At 74.1% G+C, this 14,590-nt stretch carries 20 protein-coding genes; 9 read left to right on the forward strand and 11 right to left on the reverse strand.

All coding sequences use genetic code 11. From position 1 onward, the window contains the following. The first annotated feature begins 12 nt into the window (after positions 1 to 12). Positions 13 to 375: a septum formation family protein gene (locus AB0B76_RS18645; protein ID WP_360376286.1), complete on the forward strand. Its 363-nt coding sequence runs from the start codon at positions 13 to 15 to the stop codon at positions 373 to 375. 342 nt (positions 376 to 717) lie between these two features. Here the strand turns inward: AB0B76_RS18645 and AB0B76_RS18650 are convergent, their stop codons facing one another. After that, on the reverse strand, positions 718 to 939 hold the full coding sequence (locus tag AB0B76_RS18650) for a hypothetical protein (protein WP_360376289.1): 222 nt from the start codon (positions 937 to 939) through the stop codon (positions 718 to 720). A gap of 138 nt (positions 940 to 1,077) precedes the next feature. On the opposite strand from AB0B76_RS18650, the gene AB0B76_RS18655 reads away from it, so the two are divergent. Then, on the forward strand, positions 1,078 to 1,941 hold the full coding sequence (locus AB0B76_RS18655) for a hypothetical protein (protein ID WP_360376291.1): 864 nt from the start codon (positions 1,078 to 1,080) through the stop codon (positions 1,939 to 1,941). A gap of 100 nt (positions 1,942 to 2,041) precedes the next feature. Here the strand turns inward: AB0B76_RS18655 and AB0B76_RS18660 are convergent, their stop codons facing one another. The 4 genes from AB0B76_RS18660 to AB0B76_RS18675 form a co-directional block, all read right to left on the reverse strand. Continuing rightward, positions 2,042 to 2,950, reverse strand: a complete 909-nt coding sequence (locus AB0B76_RS18660) for an NADP-dependent oxidoreductase (protein WP_360376294.1) — start codon at positions 2,948 to 2,950, stop codon at positions 2,042 to 2,044. A 16-nt stretch (positions 2,951 to 2,966) separates the two neighbouring features. Continuing rightward, on the reverse strand, positions 2,967 to 3,455 hold the full coding sequence (locus tag AB0B76_RS18665; protein ID WP_360376297.1) for a MarR family transcriptional regulator: 489 nt from the start codon (positions 3,453 to 3,455) through the stop codon (positions 2,967 to 2,969). A gap of 37 nt (positions 3,456 to 3,492) precedes the next feature. Beyond that, complete coding sequence (locus AB0B76_RS18670) at positions 3,493 to 4,242, reverse strand: SDR family oxidoreductase (protein ID WP_360376299.1); 750 nt, start codon at positions 4,240 to 4,242, stop codon at positions 3,493 to 3,495. A gap of 116 nt (positions 4,243 to 4,358) precedes the next feature. Continuing rightward, entirely contained in the window at positions 4,359 to 5,267 is a 909-nt protein-coding gene (locus AB0B76_RS18675; protein WP_360376302.1) for an aminoglycoside phosphotransferase family protein, read from the reverse strand. Positions 5,268 to 5,388: 121 nt separating this feature from the next. Between AB0B76_RS18675 and AB0B76_RS18680 the strand changes: the two genes are divergently transcribed. Genes AB0B76_RS18680 through AB0B76_RS18695 form a run of 4 tightly spaced genes read left to right on the forward strand, consistent with a single transcriptional unit; the run spans position 5,389 to position 7,991 of the window. Further along, positions 5,389 to 5,808 carry a DUF6069 family protein gene (locus AB0B76_RS18680; protein ID WP_360376304.1) on the forward strand — a complete coding sequence of 140 codons (420 nt, stop codon included), beginning with the start codon at positions 5,389 to 5,391 and terminating at the stop codon, positions 5,806 to 5,808. A 54-nt stretch (positions 5,809 to 5,862) separates the two neighbouring features. After that, complete coding sequence (locus AB0B76_RS18685) at positions 5,863 to 6,216, forward strand: YciI family protein (RefSeq protein ID WP_360376307.1); 354 nt, start codon at positions 5,863 to 5,865, stop codon at positions 6,214 to 6,216. Positions 6,217 to 6,225: 9 nt separating this feature from the next. Next, complete coding sequence (locus AB0B76_RS18690) at positions 6,226 to 7,416, forward strand: RNA polymerase sigma factor (protein WP_360376310.1); 1,191 nt, start codon at positions 6,226 to 6,228, stop codon at positions 7,414 to 7,416. After that, positions 7,413 to 7,991 carry a dihydrofolate reductase family protein gene (locus AB0B76_RS18695; protein WP_360376312.1) on the forward strand — a complete coding sequence of 193 codons (579 nt, stop codon included), beginning with the start codon at positions 7,413 to 7,415 and terminating at the stop codon, positions 7,989 to 7,991. Before AB0B76_RS18690 ends, AB0B76_RS18695 begins: the two co-directional genes overlap by 4 nt. Here the strand turns inward: AB0B76_RS18695 and AB0B76_RS18700 are convergent. The 6 genes from AB0B76_RS18700 to AB0B76_RS18725 form a co-directional block, all read right to left on the reverse strand. Then, on the reverse strand, positions 7,963 to 9,012 hold the full coding sequence (locus AB0B76_RS18700; RefSeq protein WP_360376315.1) for a hypothetical protein: 1,050 nt from the start codon (positions 9,010 to 9,012) through the stop codon (positions 7,963 to 7,965). The two genes, AB0B76_RS18695 and AB0B76_RS18700, sit on opposite strands and share 29 nt — an antisense overlap. 25 nt (positions 9,013 to 9,037) lie before the next feature. Beyond that, positions 9,038 to 9,475, reverse strand: a complete 438-nt coding sequence (locus AB0B76_RS18705) for a hypothetical protein (protein WP_360376317.1) — start codon at positions 9,473 to 9,475, stop codon at positions 9,038 to 9,040. Between the two features lie 296 nt (positions 9,476 to 9,771). Continuing rightward, positions 9,772 to 9,990 (reverse strand): hypothetical protein, encoded by a 219-nt coding sequence (locus AB0B76_RS18710; RefSeq protein ID WP_360376320.1) that lies wholly within the window; start codon positions 9,988 to 9,990, stop codon positions 9,772 to 9,774. A gap of 119 nt (positions 9,991 to 10,109) precedes the next feature. Continuing rightward, positions 10,110 to 11,204: a HAMP domain-containing sensor histidine kinase gene (locus AB0B76_RS18715; protein WP_360376322.1), complete on the reverse strand. Its 1,095-nt coding sequence runs from the start codon at positions 11,202 to 11,204 to the stop codon at positions 10,110 to 10,112. Further along, complete coding sequence (locus tag AB0B76_RS18720) at positions 11,176 to 11,505, reverse strand: DNA-binding response regulator (RefSeq protein ID WP_360376325.1); 330 nt, start codon at positions 11,503 to 11,505, stop codon at positions 11,176 to 11,178. The genes AB0B76_RS18715 and AB0B76_RS18720 overlap by 29 nt, the downstream gene beginning before the upstream one ends. 139 nt (positions 11,506 to 11,644) lie before the next feature. Further along, on the reverse strand, positions 11,645 to 12,691 hold the full coding sequence (locus AB0B76_RS18725; RefSeq protein WP_360376328.1) for a histidine kinase: 1,047 nt from the start codon (positions 12,689 to 12,691) through the stop codon (positions 11,645 to 11,647). 22 nt (positions 12,692 to 12,713) lie between these two features. Between AB0B76_RS18725 and AB0B76_RS18730 the strand changes: the two genes are divergently transcribed. Genes AB0B76_RS18730 through AB0B76_RS18740 form a run of 3 tightly spaced genes read left to right on the forward strand, consistent with a single transcriptional unit; the run spans position 12,714 to position 14,541 of the window. Further along, positions 12,714 to 13,322 (forward strand): response regulator transcription factor, encoded by a 609-nt coding sequence (locus tag AB0B76_RS18730; protein ID WP_360376330.1) that lies wholly within the window; start codon positions 12,714 to 12,716, stop codon positions 13,320 to 13,322. Positions 13,323 to 13,378: 56 nt separating this feature from the next. Next, the gene (locus tag AB0B76_RS18735; protein WP_360376333.1) at positions 13,379 to 14,350 is read left to right on the forward strand and encodes a glycerophosphodiester phosphodiesterase family protein; all 972 of its coding nucleotides are present in this window, start codon (positions 13,379 to 13,381) and stop codon (positions 14,348 to 14,350) included. 32 nt (positions 14,351 to 14,382) lie between these two features. After that, on the forward strand, positions 14,383 to 14,541 hold the full coding sequence (locus tag AB0B76_RS18740; RefSeq protein ID WP_360376335.1) for a hypothetical protein: 159 nt from the start codon (positions 14,383 to 14,385) through the stop codon (positions 14,539 to 14,541). Positions 14,542 to 14,590: the final 49 nt, after the last annotated feature.

The following is a 14,590-nucleotide window of genomic DNA, read 5'->3' on the forward strand; positions in this document are numbered from 1 at the left end:
CTGCGATCATGTGTGGATGCGCCGGAGGTCCCGGGCATCCCGGATGGGCAGGGCTGGTACCAGGACATCCAGCGCCTGGTCCCGATCGACTGCGCCCAGCCGCACAACGGCGAGTACGTCGGCCTGTACGTCGGCGCCGACGTCCCCTACCCGGGCATCGACAAGCTGCGCCGCGAGGTGACGCAGGCCTGCGGTACCAAGGCCGCGCAGTTCCTCGGCGAGTCACCGTCGAACTTCGCGAACCGCACCGACCTGCGGGTCGTCCCGACGGGTGGCAATCCGCAGCGGTGGAGCCTCGGCGATCGCACGGCCCGGTGCTACGTCCTGACCCGCCCCGACAATCGCGTGACGAAGTCTTTGCGGGCCGGCGTCTGACATCCCGGCCCGGCGGGGCCGCGCCGGCGTCGGGCCCACGGGTGAGCCGGCAGTTGCCGACGGCCGAGCCGGCGGAGCCGCGGGCGCTGCTGCCCGCTTGGTCGGGTGTCCCGTGCAATCCGGCCGGAGACGTGGCCGCGGCGGCGTGCGCGGCAGTCGGACGCTCGGACGGATGCCAGCCGAAGAAGCGAAGAGCTTCAAATTTTTACGGGAGGAAGAGCAATAATTTGAGCCGGGTCCAAGGCGTCTTACGGACGCGACTTGTTGCCGTGGTCGCGCGCCGTCGGGGTTGAAGTGCGGGCCGCGACTCGCACGGTCACTGCCTCCTCCACCGGCTGGCCGTCATCCACCGCGGCCCCCACCTTCACGTTCCGGCGCGCCCTTGACGTCGGCCCGGGGACGGACATTACGACATGATCGGCGGCGGGCGGTCAGTATTTTCAGCCGGTGACGCGGCCCTCGGATCAGCATGACGTGGACCCCTGCGGCGCCGAGGATCAGCGTGAGCTCGTCATCGGTCTGCCGAACGTCGACCCGATCGACGTGCAGCGGCGGGCTGTCCACGTTGCGACCGTACAACCGTGCCTGCCGCCGCCGCGACAGAGATATTGCGAGGCGTCGACGCGGGAAACAAGGCGCCGGCCAACGGCGTGGGCCGGATTCGGGCGCTTGCCCGAATCACGTGGTGTCCATGATCATTGCGTGGTGGTTACGTTGTTCGAGCGGTACCAGGCCGGCGCCCGCCGACAGGTCTGGGACGATCTGGTCGCGTTGGGGCCGGCGGTCTTTGAACCCGAGTGGCATGCGGACGCGGTTGCCGTCGCCGCGACGACCATGGAGCGGGCCGCGTCGAACGTGGCCACGATCGTCGAACGGCTCAACCGCATGGGTTACCGGTTCGCCGTACCGTACTGGGACAGCGAAGCGCTCCAAGAATCCCACGACCGCGAACGGCTTCGCGCGCAAATGGTCGCCGCCGGTGAGGATCCCTCTTGGGTCGACGGTGGCGAACCCGACCAATTCGCCTACACATGGGCGCCCCGCCGCGGCGCGCGCCGGGAGCAGATCGAGCGGGCCGATCGCATTGTCGGTCCACTGCCGATTTCCTTGCGCGCGCTGTGGAGCAACGTCGGCGAGGTCGCACTGCAGGGCTCGTTCTTGTCGTGGGTACCGTCGGCGTTCGCATTCGAGGACGAGCTGCCCTGGCCTGAACAGGGCCTCTACTCCGCTCCGCTGAACCTCAGCGACGAACGAGCGATGTTCGGATACTGCACGCCGGGAACCGACGACATCGACGCGCGATACCGTGACGACGCCGGCCGTTTCCGGTACTCCCTCGGCGCCGACGAGATCCACGGCGCCGGGTTCTCGGGCGGCAGTCACACCGTTCTGCTGCCGCAGCCCACCGCCGATCCCGTCGTGCAAGGCGTGCGCGACCACGACGGCATCAGGCTCGTCGAGTATCTGCGACTGTGCTTCGACTGGGGCGGATTCCCCGGTTTCGCCTCGACCGGCACGGCTCCCGCCGAGATCGCCGCGTTGCGCGAGGGTCTGCTGCCCATCTGACGCTGGCGCTCGTGCTGCCGATCGGGTGCGGTCCGGCCATCGGCGAGCGGTTCGAAATGTGGCTGCGCGGACCCGTCGCCGTCACCGAGCCGCGGGTAGGTCAGGGCGCTACGAGGACGATCCGTTCGTGGACGGCGCCCGACTCGAGCCGGCGGTGCGCCTCGGCGGCCAGCGGCATCGGCATCGTCGTGCGGGTACGCATGCGGAGCCGGCCCTCGGCCAGCAGGGCCATGGTCTCGGCGAGCGCGCCGGGGGCCCGGTCCGGGGTCGGCGCCGAGAGCCGGACGTTGAAGTCGCCCGCGTGCGGATCGGACAGGGTGATCACGCGGTCCGGGTCTCCGGTCAGGGCGACCGCGGCGGCCAGCACGCCGGTGCCGGCCGCGTCGAACACCGCGTCCACCGGGCCTTCGGCCCGGACCCGGGCGACCAGGTCGGCGCCGGTCTCGATCGGGGTCGCGCCCAGGGCCCGGGCCAGCTCCGCGTCCGTCGCCGAGCGCACGACACTGACCACGCTGACGGCACGGGACACGGCCAGCTGGGTCGCGATGACGCCGACCGCTCCCCCACCGCCGAACAACACCAGAACCCCGCCCGGTTGTACGTCGAGCTGGTTCAGCACGCCGGCGGCCGCCTCGGCCGAGCTCGGCAGGGCGGCGGCGTCGACCCACGACACGCCCGGCGGTTTCGGGGTCCAGGCCGGCGCCAGCGCGTACTCGGCGTAGCCCCCGAGGTGCGGCAGCAGCGCGGCGACCTCGTCACCGACGGCGACGCCGGTGACGCCGGGGCCGAGCGCGTCGACGGTGCCGGCGGCCTCGAAGCCGAGGACCGCGCGGGGCGGCAGCGGGAAGGCCTTGAGGTGCCCGGAGCGGATGGCCAGGTCGGTGGGGCTGACGCCGGCCGCGCGGACCCGGAGGCGGACCTGCCCCGGGCCGGGCTCCGGCAGCGGTACGTCGGTCCAGGTCAGCACATCGGGTGGGCCGTACCCGTCGAGTATCACGGCCTTGGGCATCTGCAGGCTCCTCCGGTCAGGGCCGGGGCAGCGTGCCCCGGGCCAGGACGTTGTCGTAGATGTGCTCGAGGGCCGCGCTGAACGGCGCTCGCAGGTCGGCCGGGAGGCCGTCGAAGAACAGGTCGTGGATCAGGTCGACGTGGCCCGGCGCGGCCGCCTCGAGGGCGTGCCGGCCGGCGGGTGTGAGGGACACCTCGGTCACCCGCCGGTCGTTGAGGGCCGGGTCGAGGCTGACCAGGCCGCGCTGGGCCATCCGTTTGGCGTGGTGGGACAGCCGGCTGCGCTCCCAGCCGATCTGGGCGGCCAGCGCGGTCACGGTCAGGCACGAGGCCGGCGCGACGCTCAGTGCGGTGAGGACGTCGTAGTCGGGCAGCGAGAGGTCGTGGTCGGCCTGCAGCTGCCGGTTGATCTCGTACGAGAGCCGGAGCTGGAGGCGGATGTACGCGAGCCACGTGCGCTGCTCGTCACGATCGAGCCAGCCCCGGGCGGGACGCTTGGCGGTCATGCCGCCATCGTGCCAGTTACGTGAATCGTCACCGAACTCAGATCTGCTCGGCGCCGCCGTCCACGAAGATCTCGGCGCCGGTCATGAACGTGCTGTCGTCGGAGGCCAGGAACAGCGCGGCCGCTGCGATCTCCTCGGGCCGGCCCAGCCGCCCGAGCGGTACCCCGGAAGCCAGCGACGCGAACAGCGGCTCGACGCCCGAAGGGTCGCCGGCCAGCCCGGCCAGCCCCGGCGTCCGGACGGGTCCGGGCACCAGCGTGTTGACCCGCACGTTCCGCCCGACCAGCTCGGCCGCCCACGTGCGCCCGAACGACCGGATGGCCGCCTTCGTCGCGGCATAGAGACCGAACGCGGCGGTACCGTTGGAAGCCGCGGTGGAACCGGTCAGGATGATCGACGCGCCCGGGTTGAGCAGCGGCAGCGCGCCCTGCACGGTGAACAGCGTGCCACCGACGTTGCGGTCGAACGTGGCCCGGTAGTCCTCGGCGGTGATCGCCCCGAGCGGCGCGAACGAGCCGCCGCCGGCGTTGGCCATCAGCACGTCGAGCCCGGCCCCGCGCCGCCCGATCGCCGCGAAGAGCTGTTCGAGGTCGCCCGGTTCGCCGACGTCCCCGGCGACGCCCGTGGCGGACGGGCCGATCAGCGCCACCGCCTCGTCGACGGCCTCCTTCCTGCGCCCGGTCACGAACACGTGCGCGCCCTCGGCGGCGAAGCGCCGCGCGACCGCCAGCCCGATCCCCGAGGTGCCGCCCGTCACCAGTGCCGTCTTGCCCTGCAGCCGTTCCATGTCACTTCTCCTCGCCGGTGAACCGCTCACCTGCCAGTCGTCAACTTACGTGACATATCATGTATTCCGTCAGTGAGCGGGGCCACACGGCGCCGAGAACCGGGCGCCCGGCCCGGTCAGGGGATCGTGGCGACGAGGCGCTGCAGGGCGGCGTGCGCCGGTGGACCCCACGTCGGTTTGCCGCCGGGCCGGCCGTGGTCGCCCGCGTCGCCGATGAGGATGCCCGCCAGGGCGCGCCCCATCGCGCAGCCGCGGGCCCGCCGCATCGTGGCGGCGGAGGCCTCGTAGGACGCGTAGAAGGCGTCCGGGGTGGCCGACGGGAGCAGGAGCCACGCGGCGGCCAGGTCGTACGCCGGGTCGCCCGCGCAGAGGTCGCCGAAGTCGATGACGCCGCACAGGGTGCCGCCGGCGGTCAGGACGTTCGCCGGGTGCAGGTCGGCGTGCAGCCACAGCGGCGGGCCCGTCCACGGTGGCGCGGTGACCGCGTCGTGCCAGACGGCGCGGACCGCGTCCGGGTCCTTGATCAGGCCCTGCTCGGTGGCGAAGTCCAGCGTCCGGGCGAATCCCTCGGACCGCTCGCTCAGAGGACCGCCGCGGTTACGGCCCGTGGGCGCGCCGGCGGGCGCCGGGCGGTGCAGGGCCGTCAGGAACCCGGCCAGGGACTCGGCCGCGTCCGCCGCGCGGGTCACGGGGTTTCGATCGGCGGGGGTACCGGGGACCCAGGTGGTGATGATCCAAGGTCTCGGGAACCGCGGTGAGGGCTCGCCGAGGCGCTGCGGGACCGGGACGGGCAGGGGGAGGTGCGGGGTGAGCGCGGGCAGCCAGGAGTACTCCTTGCGCAGCAGCTCGTCCGCGGACTCCGTCGCCCAGGGGAGACGGACGGCCAGCTCCTCGCCCAGCCGCCACAGCTGGTTGTCCCACCCGCGGGCGCCCAGGCGGACCGGGTGGCCGGCGAGGTCGGGGTGCTGGTCGCGTACCAGATCCCGGACCAGCTCCGCGGTGATCTCGTGCTCGGCGTGGGTCATGCGAAGCAACAGTAGGCGCTCGGAAAAAGATTCGGGGGGCGTGTCGATCGGGGCCGGTTCCGTTCGTAGCCCTGGTGAGAGGCCGGCAACGAGCCGGGCCGCAGACCACCCGCTGGAGGGCATGATGACCACCACCGCGCACACCACGACCCGCGCCACCGCCTCGTCCCTCGGCGCCCTGATCGGGACCGGCGTCGCCGCCACGGCCGTCGCCAGCGCCGCCACCATGGCCGTCGGCGCCGCCGGGCACGCGGCCGGGGTCAGCCTCGACATGGCCGGCGTGGCGATTCCGGTGGCCGGGTTCGGCACGCTGACCGCCGTGTTCTCGCTGGTCGGGGTCGTCCTCGCCGTCGCACTGGCCCGGTTCGCGTGGCGGCCGCGGCTCGTGTTCGTCCGCACGACGGTCGTGCTGACCGTACTGTCGCTCGTGCCGGACGCGATCGCCGACGCCGCGCCGGCCACCAAGGCGCTGCTCATGCTCACCCACCTGGTCGCGGCGGCCGTCGTGATCCCCGCCGTCGCGCGGCGCCTGGCCGCCTGACCCGCACCCCGTCGTCAGTCCGCAGAAGTCGTCAATCCGGAGAGGGAAAAGTCCATGAGGCAGTACATGCTGGCCGTGCACAGCGTCGAGGGCCAGACCGAGCCGACCGAGGAAGAAGCGCAGACCGTGTTCCGGGAGACCGACCGGATCAACGAGGAGCTGCGGGCCGCGGGCGCCTGGGTCTTCGCCGGCGGGCTGCTGGCGCCGGAGAGCGCCACCGTCGTGCGGGTCGACAGCCGCGGTACCACGATGACCGACGGGCCGTTCGCCGAGACGCGGGAGCACCTCGGCGGGTTCTGGATCATCCGGTGCGAGGACCTGGACCAGGCGCTGGCCTGGGCCGAGAAGTGCGCGGCGGCCTGCGGCCCGGTCGAGGTGCGGCCCTTCGACGAGTTCTCCCAGGACTGAGCGCCCGGCATGGATCTGGCGGGCATCTACCGCGCCGAGTACGGCCGCTGCGTCGCCACCCTCGCCCGCCTCCTCGGCGACATCAACCTCGCCGAGGAGGCGGTCCAGGACGCCTTCGCCACGGCGCTGCAGAAGTGGCAGACGCCCCCGCCGAACCCCGGCGCCTGGATCGTGACCACCGCGCGGAACCGGGCCGTCGACCGGCTGCGGCGCGAGTCGACGCGGGAGGCGCGGCACGCCCAGGCCTTGCTGCTGTACCACCAGGAGGAACCCGCGGAGGTGGGACCGGTGCGCGACGACCAGCTACGACTCATCTTCACCTGCTGCCACCCGGCGCTCGCGCCCGACGCGCGCACCGCCCTGACGCTCCGCCTGCTCGGCGGCCTCGAGGTGCCGGAGATCGCCCGGGCGTACCTGGTGCCGGAGGCGACCGTCGCCCAGCGGATCGTGCGCGCCAAGAAGAAGATCCGCGACGCCGGCATCCCGTACCGGGTCCCGGGCGAGCACGAGCTGCCCGACCGCCTGCCGCCCGTGCTGACCGTGCTCTACCTGATGTTCAACGAGGGCTCCGCGGCCACCGCCGGGCCGCTGATCCGCACGGACCTGTGCGCCGAGGCGATCCGGCTGGCCCGCGAGCTCGCCGCGCTGATGCCCGACGAGCCCGAGGTACTCGGCCTGCTCGCCCTGCTGCTGCTGACCGAGGCGCGCCGCCCCGCCCGGCTCGGCCCGGACGGTGAGCTGGTGCTGCTGGCCGAGCAGGACCGGTCGCTGTGGAACCGCGAGCTCATCGCCGAGGGCCACGCCCTGGTCCGCCGGTGCCTGCGGCGCAACCGGCCCGGCGTGTACCAGATCCAGGCCGCGATCAACGCGGTCCACACCGACGGCGCGGCCACCGACTGGCCGCAGGTCCTGGCCCTGTACGACCAGCTCTTCGCGCTCTCGCCCACCGCGGTCGTCGCCCTCAACCGGGCCGTCGCGGTCGCCGAGGTGCACGGTCCGGCCGTGGCGCTCGCCGCGCTGGAGGGCCTCGACCTCCCCGGGTACCACCGGCTGCCCGCCGCCCGGGCCGAGCTGCTGGCCCGGCTCGGCCGCGACGAGGAGGCCGCGGCCGCCTTCGACCAGGCCATCGCGCTGGCCACGAACGAGACCGAGCGGGCGTTCCTGCAGACCCGTCTCACGCACATGAGGAGAGCATCATGACCGCGACGTACACCTTCGACGTCTTCTCCAGCCTCGACGGCTTCGGCACGACCAGCGGCGACTGGGGCGGCTACTGGGGCAAGCAGGGCCCGGAGCTGCTCGAGCGCCGCCTCGCCCAGCACGGCGGGGAGCAGCGCATGGTCTTCGGGGCCGGCACGTACCGCGCGTTCGTGGGGTTGCTGGCCGCGAGCACCGAGGGCTCCGACGTCCGCGACGCCTGGGTCACCCGGATGATCAACCTTCCGGCGACGGTGGTGTCGAACACCCTCGACGGCCCGCTCGACTGGCCGGACGCGACGCTCGTACGCGGCGACGCGGTCGACGTCGTGGCCGCGCTCAAGCAGGAGTCCGACCTTCCGCTGCGCTCGCACGGCAGCCTGTCGCTGAACCGGGCGCTGATGGCCGCCGGGCTGGTCGACTTCGTCCAGGTGACCGTTTTTCCGGTGGTCACCGGCCGGACCGGCACGGAGCCGGTCTTCGCGGGCGCGGCCGACTTCGACCTCGAGCTGGTCGGGAGCCGGACCCTCGACGGGCGCACCCAGGAGCTCATCTACCGGCCGGCCCTGCACCGCTGACCGGCGGCGTGGGGGGCTCGGCCTCGTCCAGGTGGTCGTCGTCGCCGGCCAGGGGGTAGCGGGCGAACAGGGCCAGGGCGTCGTCCTCGCGGCCGGCCTCCACGTACGCGCACAGCAGCGCATAGCGCAGCCCCGCCAGGGCGGCGCGGGTCACGCCCGGCACGGGGTACGCGCGCTCCAGCAGCAGCCCGGCGTCCCGCGCGTCCGGGCGGTACGTCCACGAGACGACCTCGATCAGCGTGTTCAGCGTGCCGGGATCGTCGGGGCCCCGGAGCCGATGCTGGTCGGCCGCGATCTGCCGTAGCAGCCGGACGGCCCCGTCCGCGTCGCCGTGCCACCGCACGTGCCGGGCGTGCGCCATGCGCGCGGCCACCGCGTCCGGGTGCGCGGGCCCCAGGCTCCGCACGCGCCCGGCCGCCACGCGCGCCGAGGCGGCGACGACCTCCGCGCGCAGGGTCCGGGCCTCCTCGTCGCGGCCGGCGTCGCGGCACAGCGCGGCCAGCCGGCGCCGGGCGGCCGACGTCTGCGGCGCGTCCGGGCCGAGGTCGCGGGCCCGGTCGGCGATCACCTGCCGCCAGCCGCGCCGGATGCGCTCCTGCAGGGCCGCGCGGCCCGGACCCCGGGCGCGGAACAACACGTGGTCCCAGGTCTCCAGGGTGTCCGGGTGGGCCGGGCCGGCGACCCGCTCCTGGGCCTCGGCGATGCGCGCCAGCTCCGCGGCGGACGCGTCGTCGAACGGGGCCGAGCGCCAGACCGCGAGCGTGCGCCGGTGGACGAGGGTCTCGGGATGCTCCGGGCCCAGCGTGCGCGCCAGGCCCGCGACCGCCGCCGCGAGCTCGGCCGTGCCCGCGTCGTCCCACTCCTGCTGGTACGGGTCCTCGTACTCGTACGCCTCCCGGCACGCCTCGGCCAGGGCGATCCGGGTCCGCAGGGTGTGCGGGTCGTCGGGGCCGTGCGAGCGCTCGAGCGCGGCGACGGCGGCCTGCAACTCCCGGGCCCGCGCGAGGCGGCTGCGGCGCATGGGCCCCACCGTAGCCGCGCCGCCGCTACTTCGGGACCTCGACCTCCGCCCGCGCCTGGGCGAGCAGCGTGTCGCCGTCGGCGGCCGCCTTGTAGAGGAAGTACAGCATGCCGAAGCTGCCGTTGTCGGCCCACACGCAGAACGTCGACGGCGTGCCCGAGCTGCTCGCGTCGGCGCAGCGGGCGGCGCCCCCGAGCGGGCCGGGCGCCACCGGGTGGAAGACCGACTGCGGGAAGGCCTGCTTGGCCAGGGTGTCGAGGAACTCGTCGGGGCCGGCGTGGCTGCCGGTCATCGCGACGAGGACGACGACGTTCTGCTGCTTCGTCGTGCCGTACGCGCCCGACACCGCGACCTGGCCGGCCGGGGCCTGGAACCGGCTCGCCGCCTGCGTCGCCAGCTTCTTGACCGCCGCCTCGGTGGCCGGCGCGCGCCCCAGCAGGGTCTTGGGGGCGACGACGGTCATCGCCACCGCCGCGGGCGTCGGCGACGGTGAAGGCGAAGGAGACGGAGACGGCGAGGGGGACGGCGAGGACGGCGGTGACGAGAAGGATGACGGCGCCGCGGCGGGGGCGTCGCCGCCGCAGCCGCCGAGCAGAGCGCCGATAATCGCCGGAACGCCGGCAAACGCCCACATCGTGGCCCGTTGTCGCATGTGTACATCTCCAAGATCGTCAGGCTGGCGAGGCAGGCTAGCGCATGCCCCGGGCGCCCGTACCATCAGGACGGCCCCGCCGAGGTCGGCCGCGTGGTTGCTCACGATCATGTTGCTGCGTACGTTGATCCGGGAGGCGTGCGCGTCGAGCACGAACAGGCCGTCGTCGCCGGAGTTGTATTGGCCTCGATGAGATTGCGCGCGGCGAGCCCGAACCAGGTGGAGCGCGCCCGGTGCCGGGCGGCCGCCCGGCGGCGCAGCTCGGCCCGGAGGTCACCGGGCATCTGCTGGGGCAGTTGCCGCAGCAGGGAGCGGATGTCGCGCATCGGGTCCACCTCCACCCGGACGCCCTCGACACGAGAGCGCCCGAGCGGACCGTAGGACCGCGGAGTCCGTCGCGACGCGCTTCATGACGCGTCGGTTTATGTGTTTTGTCATGCGCCGGTCATGGATTGCGCGTCTGCGCCGGCGCCGAGGCGGGCAACCGGTACGGTTCGGCCGCGCTGCCCGGCGGGTCGGCCGGGACCCAGATCGCGGCCCGGGTGCCGCCGCCCGGCTCGGCCTCGATGCTGATCCGCCCGCCCCAGGCCGACACGACGGCCCGGGCGATCGCCAGGCCGAGGCCGGTGCCGGACTCGCTGGGCACCGGCCCGGACGCCGCGCTGAGCTCGGCGGCCCGCCCCGGGGCCAGCCCGGCGCCGCCGTCCACCACCGCGATCGTCCAGCCGTCCGGCCGGCGCACGCCGACGAGCTCGATCGGGTCGCCGTCGGCGGTGAACTTCACCGCGTTCTCCAGCAGGCAGTCCAGGGCCGTCTCGAGCCGCTCGGGGACGATGCGGGCCACGCCGACGGCCGAGCGGACCCGCCAGGCGCGCTCCGCCGTCGGTGACCACCGGCGAAGGGCCCGCGCCAGCTCAGCGTCGACGTCCACGGGCTCGCGGGGCGCCGCGGAGGCCATGAGCATGAGGGTCACCAGCCGATGGGTGATCCGCGACAGCTTGTCGAGCTCGTCGAGCACCACCGCCGCGTCCTCGGCCACCCGCGGGTCGTCCGCGTTGCCGTGCACCAGCTCGGTGTACCCGCGCGCGACGGTGATCGGGGTGCGCAGCTCGTGCGAGACCAGCCGGACGAACAGCTGCTGCATCTCGGCCTGGCGGCGCTCGTCGCGGGCCAGCTGCGCGATCCGGGCGAGGGCCCGCTGCCGCAGGCGGACGTGCCAGACCATCACGCCGAACAGGGCCGCCATCAGCGGTACCTCGGTCGCCTCCTCCCAGCCGATGGCGCCGGTCGCCGCGTGGTGGACCAGGATGTAGCCGGTCGACACGGCGACGCCCAGCAGCACCGCCGCCATGCCGGCCGGCCGCCAGGCGGTGAAGCCGTACACGATTGACAGCCCGATCCAGACCAGGTGGAACGGCACCGTCTCGCGGCCCGGGTAGAGGTACATCAGCGCGACGTTCACCCCGGACGTGACCGCCCAGATGGCCAGCAGCCGGCGACCGCGCCGCGGGTCAGTCGGCCAGGAGTCGATATCCGACATTGCGCACCGTCTCGATCCGGGCCACGGCCCCGAGTTTCGCGCGCAGCCGGCGGACACAGACGTCGACCACGTTGCTGCCCGGGTCGAACGACAGTCCCCACACGTCCGCCAGCAGTTCCGGGCGGCTGCACGCCTGACCGGCGCGGTCGAGCAGGAGCACGTCGAAGTGGCAGTCGAGGGCGGCCTGCAGTCCGTCGGCGCCGTTGGTGGCCCGGCAGACCGCGTGTCCCTGCTGCCCGAGAGCGCGCGAGATCAGCCGCGCGATTCTCTCGTCGTCCTCCACGACCAGGACCTGTCCCATGGGAACCTCCGTCGGCGAGCGGAATTCCTCAATGAGCGTCAACCAATGCATTTTGGATGGGACGATATCGACGTTGCGTCACACATCCAATACACCGTTCGGCCGAATGGCCCCCGGGCCCGGCGCGGCGCGGGGCGGTTCAGCTCGCCGGGAACTCGGCGACCACCCGCCAGCCCGTCCCGAAGGGGCCGTAGCTGAGCGTGCCGCCGACCGCGGCCACGTCGTCGGCGAGGCTGCGCAGCCCGAACCCACCCCCGGCCGGCGCCGCGGCGGGCGGGCGGGGCGTGGCCGGCGTGCTCATCAGGCGCAGCGCCACCGTGTCCCCGTCCCGGGTCAGGACCGCGTCCAGGCGGGCGCCGGGCCCGTCGTGACGCAGCGCGTTGGTCGCCGCCTCCCCCACGAGCCGGTACGCCACCTCCGGCAGCGCGTCGAGGCCGGCGACGCCGTCGACCGACAGTCCCGCCTCGCGCAGGGCGGCCAGGCGGCCGTCGAGCGTGGCGGCGGCGTCGCGCTGGGTCTCCTCGGCCAGCGCCAGGCGTACCTCCGCGAGCGCGTCGCGCCCGGCCCGCAGTACACCCTGCAGGCGCTCTTCGTCGGCGGCCGACAGGTGCGCCGTCGCGCGCAGGGCCTCGCCCTGCACCAGCATGACCGTCACGGTGTGGGCCAGGCCGTCGTGCAGGCGGCGGGCCAGGCGCTCGCGGGAGCCGGCGGTCGCGGCGGCCTGGTCGGCGAGGTGGCGCTCGAGGCGCAGCTGGGCGATGAGGGCCCGCTCCCGCAGCAGCTCGCCGCGCTCCACACCGAAGAGCCAGGTGACGACCAGCGCGCCCGCGGCCAGCAGCCCGCCCTCGATCGGGCCGTGCCGGATCGCGCCGGTCACGGTGACGAGCACGGCCGCCCCGCCGCACACGCCCCACCGCACCCACGGCGAGCGGTGCGTGGCCGCCCCGTACAGCGCGAGCGCCATCGGCAGGTACCCGACCGCGCGCGCCATCCCGAGCAGCGAGTGGGCCGCCGTGGCCGCGGCGATCACCACGAGCGCGACGCCCGGGTAGCGGCGGCGGATCAGCAGCGGCAGCAGCTGCACGACCGCGAGCGGCACCGAGACGACCGAGTGGGAGAACGTGACCAGCACGACGAGCAGGGCGTACAGGGCGGCGTCGACCGCCAGCCGCCAGTGCCGGCGCATGCTCCCCCTCTACGATCGGCGGGTGATCCGGCTCGTGATCGTCGACGACCAGGCCCTCGTGCGGGAGGGGCTGGCCCTGATCCTGGGCGGCCAGCCCGACATCGAGGTCGTCGCCGAGCTCGCCGACGGCGAGGCGCTGCTGCGCTCGGACGTCGACGCCGACGTCATTCTCCTGGACCTGTACCTGCCCGGCCTCGACGGGGTCGGCGTCCTGCGCGCCCGGTCGTTCGCCGCGAAGGTGCTGGTGCTGACGGCGGTCGGCAGCGCGGCCGACGTCCAGCGGGCCCTGGCCGCCGGCGCGGACGGGTTCGTGCTCAAGGACGCCACCGGGGCCGAGCTGGCCGCCGCCGTCCGCGGCGCGCACGCCGGGGTGCGGCCGCTGAGCGCCTCGGCCGCCGAGCTGCTGTGGCCGAGGACCGCGGCGCCGGCCGTGGCCGACCTGGGGGCGCTCACGGCCCGGGAGCGGGACGTGCTGCGCCTGCTCGGCCAGGGGCGCAGCAACCGGGAGATCGCCCGCGCCCTCGGCCTGGCCGAGCGGACCGTCAAGACGCACGTGAGCAACCTGCTGGCGAAGCTGGCGGTGCAGAGCCGGACCCAGGCGGCGCTGCTCGCGCAGGGACTAAGGGACTAGATCGGCTCCGTCCTTGGCCGGTTCCGCGGCGCGCACGGTCCTGCCAGGCTGCCCTGATGCGTCGTCGCCTGCTGATCGCGCTCGCCGTGGTCGTCCTCGCCGGGATCGCCCTGTACCTCGGCAACAGCTCCACGCTCGCCGGCCCCGAGCCCGGGCAGCGGCCGTTCCTGCTCGCGCACCGGGGCATCGCGCAGACGTTCGACCTGCACGGCGTCGCCGCGGACACGTGTACCGCGACGCGCATCGACCCGCCGCAGGTGCCGTACATCGAGAACACCCTCGACTCGCTGCGCGCCGCGTTCGCCGCCGGGGCCGACGCCGCCGAGATCGACGTCCAGCTCACCCGCGACGGGCAGCTCGCGGTGTTCCACGACGCCACGCTGGAGTGCCGCACCGACGGCACCGGCACGGTCGGCGAGCACACCCTGGACGAGCTACGGAGGCTGGACCTCGGCTACGGCTACACCGCCGACGGCGGCCGGACGTTCCCGCTGCGCGGCCGGGGCGTCGGCCGGCTGCCCACCGTGCCGGAGGTCTTCGCCGGCCTGCCCGGCCGCGAGCTGAAGCTGGACCTCAAGCGCGACCAGGCCGCCGACGGCGAGGCGGTCGCCGCGTTCCTGGCCACCCTGCCCGGCGAGCGCCTCGCGCAGGTCACGGTCACCGGCGGCGACCGGGCCGTGGCCGCGGTCGCGAGCCGGCTCCCCCAGGTCCGCACGTCGTCCCGGGCCATCATCAAGAGCTGTCTGCTGCGGTACGCCGGGGAAGGCTGGACCGGCCACGTCCCGGACGCCTGCCGCCACCGCGAGCTCATCGTGCCGATCGGCTACGGCAGGTGGCTCTGGGGCTGGCCCAACCGGTTCGTCGCCCGGATGCGCGAGGCCGGCACCCGCGTGGTGGTGGTCCGCTCCGTCGGCGACTGGTCGGCCGGCTTCGACACCCCCGCCGACCTCGCCGAACTGCCCGGCGGCTGGACCGGCGCGGTCTGGACGAACCGGGTCGACGTCGTCGCGCCGCTGCTGCGCCCCTGAGCCGTGCAACCTTTTGCCGGGGTTCGGTGTCCTTGAGGCATGCCGAGCTGGGACGCGCCGCGAGCGGCTCACCGGCACCACGCCCGCCCACCGGCAAGGCGAAGGTCACATGGATGGCCGCGATGGCCGACGGCACGGTGGCCATCGCGAACCTCGCGACGGACGGCGCAAGCGTCGAAATCCTCGAATAGGCGGACATTCGGCCGATCGACGGCGATCCGCGGTCGTCCTACGGTTGCC

The sequence above is a fragment of the Dactylosporangium sp. NPDC049140 genome, from assembly GCF_040648435.1.

Bases quoted from the DNA above. Each gene is read 5' to 3' on its own strand.
- AB0B76_RS18660 (WP_360376294.1), bottom strand. From the start codon at position 2,950: ATGCCCAAGGCCGTGATACTCGACGGGTACGGCCCACCCGATGTGCTG.
- AB0B76_RS18680 (WP_360376304.1), top strand. From the start codon at position 5,389: ATGATGACCACCACCGCGCACACCACGACCCGCGCCACCGCCTCGTCC.
- AB0B76_RS18720 (WP_360376325.1), bottom strand. From the start codon at position 11,505: ATGGGACAGGTCCTGGTCGTGGAGGACGACGAGAGAATCGCGCGGCTG.
- AB0B76_RS18690 (WP_360376310.1), top strand. From the start codon at position 6,226: ATGGATCTGGCGGGCATCTACCGCGCCGAGTACGGCCGCTGCGTCGCC.
- AB0B76_RS18710 (WP_360376320.1), bottom strand. From the start codon at position 9,990: ATGCGCGACATCCGCTCCCTGCTGCGGCAACTGCCCCAGCAGATGCCC.
- AB0B76_RS18665 (WP_360376297.1), bottom strand. From the start codon at position 3,455: ATGACCGCCAAGCGTCCCGCCCGGGGCTGGCTCGATCGTGACGAGCAG.
- AB0B76_RS18715 (WP_360376322.1), bottom strand. From the start codon at position 11,204: ATGTCGGATATCGACTCCTGGCCGACTGACCCGCGGCGCGGTCGCCGG.
- AB0B76_RS18725 (WP_360376328.1), bottom strand. From the start codon at position 12,691: ATGCGCCGGCACTGGCGGCTGGCGGTCGACGCCGCCCTGTACGCCCTG.
- AB0B76_RS18705 (WP_360376317.1), bottom strand. From the start codon at position 9,475: ATGACCGTCGTCGCCCCCAAGACCCTGCTGGGGCGCGCGCCGGCCACC.
- AB0B76_RS18670 (WP_360376299.1), bottom strand. From the start codon at position 4,242: ATGGAACGGCTGCAGGGCAAGACGGCACTGGTGACGGGCGGCACCTCG.
- AB0B76_RS18695 (WP_360376312.1), top strand. From the start codon at position 7,413: ATGACCGCGACGTACACCTTCGACGTCTTCTCCAGCCTCGACGGCTTC.
- AB0B76_RS18675 (WP_360376302.1), bottom strand. From the start codon at position 5,267: ATGACCCACGCCGAGCACGAGATCACCGCGGAGCTGGTCCGGGATCTG.
- AB0B76_RS18685 (WP_360376307.1), top strand. From the start codon at position 5,863: ATGAGGCAGTACATGCTGGCCGTGCACAGCGTCGAGGGCCAGACCGAG.
- AB0B76_RS18700 (WP_360376315.1), bottom strand. From the start codon at position 9,012: ATGCGCCGCAGCCGCCTCGCGCGGGCCCGGGAGTTGCAGGCCGCCGTC.
- AB0B76_RS18735 (WP_360376333.1), top strand. From the start codon at position 13,379: ATGCGTCGTCGCCTGCTGATCGCGCTCGCCGTGGTCGTCCTCGCCGGG.